Below are 7,722 nucleotides of genomic sequence, written 5' to 3'. Positions count from 1 at the left end.
CGCACCGGCCGGTCGACGCACGCGTCGACCGGCCTCCACCGGGTCGGGCCGGCCGCGCACCGCGGCCGGCCCGATCCCGGGCGGCGATCACCCGCCGCCCCAGCATCACCGCCGGGAACCCGGCACCACCATCCACACAAGTGAGGCAGGCCATGGCCAACCACATTCTCGAGATGCGCGGCATCACCAAGACGTTCCCCGGCGTCAAGGCGCTGCAGGACGTCACTCTCGAGGTCACGCGCGGCACGTGCCACGCGATCTGCGGCGAGAACGGCGCGGGCAAGTCGACCCTGATGAAGGTCCTGTCCGGCGTCTACCCGGCCGGCTCCTACGACGGCGACATCGTCCTCGAGGACCAGGTCGTCAAGTTCTCCAGCATCCGCGACAGCGAGAAGTCGGGCGTGGTGATCATCCACCAGGAGCTCGCGCTGAGCCCCTTCCTCTCCATCGCGGAGAACATCTTCCTCGGCAACGAGATCTCCAAGGGCGGCTTCATCGACTGGAACGCCACCAACGTCGAGGCGGCCAAGCTCCTCGCCCGCGTCGGGCTGAGCGACAACCCGGCCACGAAGATCGCCGACATCGGCGTGGGCAAGCAGCAGCTCGTGGAGATCGCGAAGGCGCTGTCGAAGGAGGTGAAGCTCCTCATCCTCGACGAGCCCACCGCGGCGCTGAACGACGAGGACTCCGCCCACCTGCTCGACCTGATCAAGCACCTCAAGGGCCAGGGCATCACGAGCATCATCATCAGCCACAAGCTGAACGAGATCAAGGCGATCGCCGACGCCGTGACGATCATCCGCGACGGCAAGACCATCGAGACCCTCGACCTCGCCAGCGACGCCATCAGCGAGGAGCGCATCATCAAGGGCATGGTCGGCCGCGATCTGCAGAGCCGCTACCCCGACCGCACGCCGGACATCGGCGAGGAGGTCCTCCGCATCGAGGACTGGACGGTCCACCACCCGCAGGAGCACGCTCGCGTCATCGTCGACCACGCCAACCTCAACGTCCGCGCGGGCGAGGTCGTCGGCATCGCCGGCCTCATGGGCGCCGGCCGCACCGAGCTCGCGATGAGCGTCTTCGGCCGCTCCTACGGCGCCAACATCTCCGGCAAGCTCTACAAGCGCGGCAAGGAGATCCAGGCCAAGACCGTCGGCGACGCCATCAAGCACGGCATCGCGTACGCCACGGAGGACCGCAAGCACTACGGCCTCAACCTCATCGACGACATCAAGCGCAACGTCTCCGGCGCCGCGCTCGACAAGCTGGCCAAGGCCGGCTGGGTCGACGCGAACCAGGAGTACGTGGTCGCCGACGGCTACCGGAAGTCGATGAACATCAAGGCCCCGAGCGTGGGCGCCATCACCGGGAAGCTCTCCGGCGGCAACCAGCAGAAGGTCGTCCTCTCGAAGTGGATGTTCTCCGACCCGGACGTGCTCATCCTCGACGAGCCCACGCGCGGCATCGACGTCGGCGCCAAGTACGAGATCTACACGATCATCAACGCGCTCGCCGCGCAGGGGAAGGCCGTCATCGTCATCTCCAGCGAGCTGCCCGAGCTGCTCGGCATCTGCGACCGGATCTACGCCCTCTCCGCCGGGCGCATCACGGGCCAGCTGCCGATCTCCGAGGCGACCCCCGAGAGCCTCATGACCTACATGACCAAGGAAAAGGAATAGTCACCATGTCCAGTCTCAGCAGTGTGGCGGGTTTCCTCGTCAGTCGCCTCAGGCAGATCGGCATCTTCATCGCGCTGATCGCGATCGTGGTGCTGTTCCAGATCCTCACCGACGGGACGCTCCTCGAGCCCCGCAACGTCACGAGCATCGTCGTCCAGAACGCCTACATCCTGATCCTCGCGATCGGCATGGTGATGATCATCATCGCGGGCCACATTGACCTGTCGGTCGGCTCCGTGGTCGCCCTCATCGGCGCCATCTCGGGTGTGTTCGCCGTGAACTGGGGCTGGCCCTGGTGGGCGTCCATCATCGCGAGCCTCGTGGTCGGCGGCCTCATCGGCGCCTGGCAGGGCTTCTGGGTGGCGTACGTCGGGATCCCCGCGTTCATCGTGACCCTCGCGGGCATGCTGACGTTCCGCGGCCTCGCCCAGATCGTGCTCGACAACCGCCCCATCACCCCGTTCCCCGACGGCTACGTCGCGGTCGGCGCCGGCTTCCTCCCCGACCCCTCCGGCGGCACGTCCTACCTCGAGTGGGTCACCGTCACGCTCGGCGTGCTCGCGGCGCTGTTCCTCGTGGCCCAGCAGGTGCGTGAGCGCCGTGCCCGCGTGAAGCTCAACCTCGAGGACGAGCCGTTCGCCTGGTTCGTGACGAAGCTCGCGACCATCGCGATCCTCGTGCTCGGCATCACCTACCTGCTCGCGAGCTACCAGGGCACCCCGATCGTCCTCGTGATCCTCGCCGTGCTGGTGCTCGTCTACACGGCGGTGATGAACCGCAGCATCTTCGGCCGTCACATCTACGCCCGAGGCGGCAACCTCAACGCGGCGCAGCTGTCCGGCATCAACACGAAGCGCGTGGACTTCCTGCTCTTCGTGAACATGGGCGTCCTGGCCGCCCTCGCGGGCATCGCCTTCACCGCCCGCAGCAACTCGGCGCTGCCCGGTGCCGGCAACGGCTTCGAGCTCGACGCCATCGCCGCGGTGTTCATCGGCGGCGCGGCCGTCACGGGCGGCATCGGCACCGTGATCGGCGCCATGATCGGTGGTCTGATCATGGGCGTGCTGAACAACGGCATGTCGCTGCTCGGCCTCGGCACGGAGTACCAGCAGCTCATCAAGGGCCTCGTGCTCCTGCTGGCCGTCGCGTTCGACGTGTTCAACAAGAGCCGCGGATCCAAGTCCGCGACCTGATCCACCCGTACGACCCGCGCTGACGCGCACAAGGGGCCCGGCATCCGTGAGGACGCCGGGCCCTTCCGCGTTACCGCGCCGGACGTCGGACGTCGGGCGCCGGACGCCGGACGCCGGACGTCCGGCGGACCCCGGGTGCCGGGTGCCGGGACGACGGAGGGCCCGGCATCCAGGTGGATGCCGGGCCCTCCGGTGGTGCGGGGGAGCGCTAGGAGCGCGCGCCCATCAGGTGCTCGAGCGCCAGCTGGTTCAGGCGGACGAAGCCGAAGCCCTTGCCGTCGAAGTACTCGTCGGCCGGGAAGTCCTCGTAGGAGGAGCGGTCGGCGAGGATGTCGTCGTACGACTCGCCCTCGTCGAGCGTCGGGGTGTCGATCTCGGGGACCTTGGCGGCGGCGAGCGCCTCCTGGACCTCGGGGTCGGCGCGGAAGGCCTGCGCGCGCTCCTTGAGGAGCAGGTACATGCGCATGTTCGCGGCGGCGGAGTCCCACACGCCCGTGATGTCCTCTGTGCGGCTGGGCTTGTAGTCGAAGTGGCGCGGGCCGTCGTACGAGCGGCCGCCGCCCACGCCGCCGTTCTCCAGCAGGTCGACGAGCGAGAACGCGTTCTGCAGGTCGCCGTGGCCGAAGACGAGGTCCTGGTCGTACTTGATGCCGCGCTGGCCGTTGAGGTCGATGTGGAAGAGCTTGCCCTGGTACAGCGCCTGCATGATGCCGGCGGTGAAGTTGAGGCCCGCCATCTGCTCGTGGCCGACCTCGGGGTTCACGCCCACGAGCTCGGGGCGCTCGAGGGTCTCGATGAAGGCGAGCGCGTGGCCGAGCGTCGGCAGCAGGATGTCGCCGCGGGGCTCGTTGGGCTTCGGCTCGATGGCGAAGCGGATGTCGTAGCCCTTGTCGGTGACGTAGTCGCCGAGCAGGTTGACGGCCTCGCGGTAGCGCTCGAGCGCGCCGCGGACGTCCTTGGCGGAGTCGTACTCGGCGCCCTCGCGGCCGCCCCACATCACGAACGTCTGCGCGCCGAGCTCGGCGGCGAGGTCGATGTTGCGGAGCACCTTGCGGATCGCGAACCGGCGGACGGCGCGGTCGTTGCTGGTGAAGCCGCCGTCCTTGAAGACGGGGGCGGAGAAGAGGTTCGTGGTGACCATCGGCACGACGATGCCGGTGTCGCTGAGCGCGCCCTTGAGGCGGTCGATCTGCGTCTGGCGCTCGGCGTCGGTGGATCCGAAGGCGAAGAGGTCGTCGTCGTGGAAGGTGAGGCCGTAGGCGCCCAGCTCCGAGATGCGCTCGACGCCCTCGACCACGTCGAGGTCCGAGCGGGTGGGGCCGCCGAAGGGATCGGCCCCCGTGTATCCGATGGTCCAGAGTCCGAACGAGAACTTGTCCTCGCGGGTGGGGGTGAGCGCCATGGTGTCTCCTGTCAGCGTCGTCGGTGATTTGTTGCTAGCTACAACCTAACCCGCCGGCGCCCGGGGCACAACGTGGACCAGGCGGCGGCGGCCGGTCAGCTGGACGCGTCGTCGGGGCCCGGGCAGGATGGCGGGAGGCCGTGGCCGATCGGGTGCGCGAGCGCGGGTCGGGCGGCCGCCCACCCCGACGGAGAGGTCCCCGAACGCCATGACCGACGCATCGCCCGCAGCATCCGGATCACCCCGGGACACCGCCGACGACCGGGGAGAGGGGCTCGAGTTCCCGCCCGGCTTCCTGTTCGGATCCGCCACCGCCTCGTACCAGATCGAGGGCGCGGTCGACGAGGGCGGGCGCGGCCCCTCCATCTGGGACACGTTCAGCCGCACGCCCGGCAAGGTGCTCGGCGGCGACACGGGCGACGTCGCCGACGACCACTACCACCGGCTCGAGTCCGACCTCGACATGATGCAGGCGCTCGGCCTCGAGGCGTACCGCTTCTCGATCGCGTGGCCGCGCATCCAGCCGACCGGCCGCGGGCCCGCGAACCCGGAGGGCCTCGCGTTCTACGGGCGTCTCGTCGACGGGCTCGTCGCGCGGGGGATCACCCCCATCGCGACGCTGTACCACTGGGACCTCCCGCAGGCGCTCGAGGACGAGGGCGGGTGGACGAACCGCGACACCGCGTACGCGTTCGCCGACTACGCCCGGATCATGGGCGAGGCGCTCGGCGACCGGATCGGCACCTGGACCACGCTCAACGAGCCGTGGTGCTCGGCCTACCTCGGCTACGCGGCGGGCGTGCACGCGCCGGGACGCACCGACGCGGAGGACTCGTTCCGGGCCGTGCACCACCTCAACCTCGCGCACGGCCTCGCGGTCGCCGCGCTGCAGGAGGTCGTGCCCGCGGATGCGCGCTTCTCCATCACGCTCAACCTGCATGTGATCCGCGGCGAGGGCGACACGGGCCCCGAGGCCGTCCGCCGCGTGGCCGGCGTGGGCAACCGCCTCTTCCTCGACCCGCTGCTGAACGGCACCTACCCGGCCGACGTGATCGAGGACACCGCAGGGATCACCGACTGGTCGTTCGTGCTGCCCGGCGACACGGAGCTCATCCGCCAGCCGCTGCACCTGCTCGGCGTCAACTACTACAACACCAGCCGCGTCAGGATGCGGGACGGCTCGTCCGCTGCGGGCGGCACCTCCATCCACGGCGACGTCGCGGCCACGCCGTTCCCCGGCACCGACGACGTCGAGTTCCTCGAGCAGCCGGGCCCGTACACGGCGATGGGCTGGAACATCGAGCCGCAGGGCCTCGAGGACCTGCTCGTGTCGCTGCACGAGGAGTTCCCCGACCTGCCGCTCATGGTGACGGAGAACGGCGCCGCGTTCGACGACGAGGTGACCGTGGACGACGGCGTGCGCGCCGTGCACGACCCCGAGCGGATCGACTACCTGTCGCGCCACTTCGCGGCCGCGCACCGCGCGATGGCCCGCGGCGTGGACCTCCGCGGCTACCAGGTGTGGTCGCTCCTCGACAACTTCGAGTGGGCCTTCGGGTACTCGAAGCGGTTCGGCATCGTGCACGTCGACTACGACACCCAGGAGCGCACGCCCAAGGACAGCGCGCTCTGGTACGCGCGGCTCATCGCCGACCGCGCCATCCCCGCGGTCGACGCGCGACCCGAGCGCCACGTGCGCCCCGGGGCGTGAGCGGGCCCCCGCCCGGCACGGACGAGCGGGCGGCGCTCGCCGACGGCGTCGTGATGCGGCCCGCGCGGATCACCGACGCCGCCGCGCTCGCCGAGGCGTACCGCGCGAACCGGGAGCACCTCCGCCCGTTCGAGCCGGCGCGCACGGACGCCTTCTTCACGTCGGCCGGGCAGCGGGCGCAGCTCGCGGGGCGCGTCGCCGAGCGGGCGGCCGGATCCGGTCTGCCGTACCTCATCGTGGCGGGCGACCGGATCATCGGCCGCTGCGACATCTTCGCCGTGAAGCGCGGGGCGGCGCAGAGCGCGAGCCTCGGCTACTGGATCGACCGGGACAGGCAGGGCGCGGGGCTCGCGACGGCCGCGGCGCACGAGGCGGTCCGCATCGCGCGCGCCGCGGGGCTGCACCGGCTGGAGGCGTCGACGCTCGTCGGGAACGGCGGATCCGAGGCCGTGCTCACGCGCGCCGGCTTCACGGCGATCGGGGTGGCGCCGGCGTACCTGCGGATCGACGGCGTGTAGCGCGACCACACGCTGTGGCAGCGCGTGGTCGACGGCGCGCGCTGACGGGGATCCGCCCTGGGGCGGACACCCGCCGGTCAGGCGTCGAGGAGCAGCTCGGTCATGCTGCGCAGGCGCGCCTGCGCGCTCGAGTCCGCACCGCTGCGGTCGACGACGATGGCGTGCACCTGGTCGGCGACGCGCAGGAGGTCCGGCAGGATCCCGCGCCCGCGCTCCGTCAGGGCGATGAGCAGCCGGCGTTCGTCGGCCTGGTCGCGCTGCCGCGTGATGTAGCCGAGGAGCTCGAGGCGCTTGAACAGCGGGGACAGGGTGCCCGGCGTGAGCTGGACGGCGTCGCTGAGGTCGCCCGCGCGGCGGGGATCCTGCTCGTGCAGCGCCAGCATGACGAGGTACTGCGGATGCGTGAGGTGGTACGGCTTCAGCAGGGGCCGATAGAGCGAGATCACCGCTCGGGACGCGGCGGCCAGCAGCAGTCCCATGTCGCGGTCGAGCAGCGCTCCGTCGTGATCCGTCATGTGTCCTCCTGGCCGTCTGCGGGACGCGTCCCCCGACGGCCTGATCCCTTCGGACGCTACTCCCGGGATCGACGAGCGGGGCGGCTCGGCACCGCACGCACAGCCCGCGCGGAGGCGGGTGTCATCACTCGGTGCCCGGCGGCATCCAGCCCTTGTCCATCTGGTGGCGGCGCACCTCCGTGACGGCCCGGTCGGCGTCGACCGGCACCGCCTCCCAGATGATGCCGGAGCCGTCGAGCCAGCCCAGCGCGAGCATGGTGTCGGCCAGGTCCTCCACGAACATGGACACCGTCGAGCCGTGGGAGCGGATGAGGTCGCCGTGCAGGCTCCAGCCGAAGTACGCGGACAGGTACCTGGCCTGCTCGGAGTGGCTGCGCTGCAGGTGGCGGTTCAGCCGCTCGGTGGAGCCGCCCGAGGCCTGGACCTCGTCCTGGAGCTCGTCGCCGTGCTGGTCCGACATGCGTCACCGTTCCTCGCATCAGGGTGCCCACGGTGGACACCGGAGGCAGACTGCTCAGACGCTACCGACCGCCCCCGACAATCCGCTCGGAGGAGCGCGGTGCGGCGGTGGCGGCGCATCGGCGGCGATCACGCGCGGCGCAGCTCCCAGTCGCCCACGCGCAGCCGCGCGAGCGCCGCGACGGCGGCCTGCACGGCGGTGGAGCCGGATCCGCCCGGCGCGGTGACGACGTGGACCACGC

At 70.7% G+C, this 7,722-nt stretch carries 7 protein-coding genes; 4 read left to right on the top strand and 3 right to left on the bottom strand.

Features of this window, described 5'->3' with window-relative positions; all coding sequences use genetic code 11:
• Positions 1–152: 152 nt before the first annotated feature.
• Both mmsA and mmsB read left to right on the top strand, forming a co-directional pair.
• On the top strand, positions 153–1,682 hold the full coding sequence (gene mmsA, locus DZG00_RS10060; RefSeq protein ID WP_119381713.1) for a multiple monosaccharide ABC transporter ATP-binding protein: 1,530 nt from the start codon (positions 153–155) through the stop codon (positions 1,680–1,682).
• Between the two features lie 5 nt (positions 1,683–1,687).
• Positions 1,688–2,875 (top strand): multiple monosaccharide ABC transporter permease, encoded by a 1,188-nt coding sequence (mmsB, locus tag DZG00_RS10055; protein WP_119381714.1) that lies wholly within the window; start codon positions 1,688–1,690, stop codon positions 2,873–2,875.
• 208 nt (positions 2,876–3,083) lie between these two features.
• On the opposite strand, the gene xylA is transcribed toward mmsB, so the two are convergent.
• Positions 3,084–4,277: a xylose isomerase gene (gene xylA, locus DZG00_RS10050; protein ID WP_119381715.1), complete on the bottom strand. Its 1,194-nt coding sequence runs from the start codon at positions 4,275–4,277 to the stop codon at positions 3,084–3,086.
• A gap of 208 nt (positions 4,278–4,485) precedes the next feature.
• Between xylA and DZG00_RS10045 the strand changes: the two genes are divergently transcribed.
• Both DZG00_RS10045 and DZG00_RS10040 read left to right on the top strand, forming a co-directional pair.
• Positions 4,486–5,988, top strand: a complete 1,503-nt coding sequence (locus DZG00_RS10045) for a GH1 family beta-glucosidase (RefSeq protein ID WP_119381716.1) — start codon at positions 4,486–4,488, stop codon at positions 5,986–5,988.
• Positions 5,985–6,506 (top strand): GNAT family N-acetyltransferase, encoded by a 522-nt coding sequence (locus tag DZG00_RS10040; RefSeq protein WP_119381717.1) that lies wholly within the window; start codon positions 5,985–5,987, stop codon positions 6,504–6,506. The genes DZG00_RS10045 and DZG00_RS10040 overlap by 4 nt, the downstream gene beginning before the upstream one ends.
• Positions 6,507–6,583: 77 nt before the next feature.
• Here the strand turns inward: DZG00_RS10040 and DZG00_RS10035 are convergent, their stop codons facing one another.
• On the bottom strand, positions 6,584–7,021 hold the full coding sequence (locus DZG00_RS10035) for a MarR family winged helix-turn-helix transcriptional regulator (protein ID WP_119381718.1): 438 nt from the start codon (positions 7,019–7,021) through the stop codon (positions 6,584–6,586).
• 124 nt (positions 7,022–7,145) lie between these two features.
• The gene (locus DZG00_RS10030) at positions 7,146–7,481 is read right to left on the bottom strand and encodes a hypothetical protein (protein ID WP_119381719.1); all 336 of its coding nucleotides are present in this window, start codon (positions 7,479–7,481) and stop codon (positions 7,146–7,148) included.
• Positions 7,482–7,722: the final 241 nt, after the last annotated feature.

Origin of the sequence: Clavibacter lycopersici, from assembly GCF_003576405.1 — a bacterium.
GTDB classification, from domain to species: domain Bacteria; phylum Actinomycetota; class Actinomycetes; order Actinomycetales; family Microbacteriaceae; genus Clavibacter; species Clavibacter lycopersici.
This window is presented reverse-complemented; position numbering and strand designations above follow the sequence as displayed.

Excerpts from the sequence above, each read along its gene's own strand:
- xylA (WP_119381715.1), bottom strand. The coding sequence starts at position 4,277 with ATGGCGCTCACCCCCACCCGCGAGGACAAGTTCTCGTTCGGACTCTGG.
- mmsB (WP_119381714.1), top strand. The coding sequence starts at position 1,688 with ATGTCCAGTCTCAGCAGTGTGGCGGGTTTCCTCGTCAGTCGCCTCAGG.
- mmsA (WP_119381713.1), top strand. The coding sequence starts at position 153 with ATGGCCAACCACATTCTCGAGATGCGCGGCATCACCAAGACGTTCCCC.
- DZG00_RS10030 (WP_119381719.1), bottom strand. The coding sequence starts at position 7,481 with ATGTCGGACCAGCACGGCGACGAGCTCCAGGACGAGGTCCAGGCCTCG.
- DZG00_RS10035 (WP_119381718.1), bottom strand. The coding sequence starts at position 7,021 with ATGACGGATCACGACGGAGCGCTGCTCGACCGCGACATGGGACTGCTG.
- DZG00_RS10045 (WP_119381716.1), top strand. The coding sequence starts at position 4,486 with ATGACCGACGCATCGCCCGCAGCATCCGGATCACCCCGGGACACCGCC.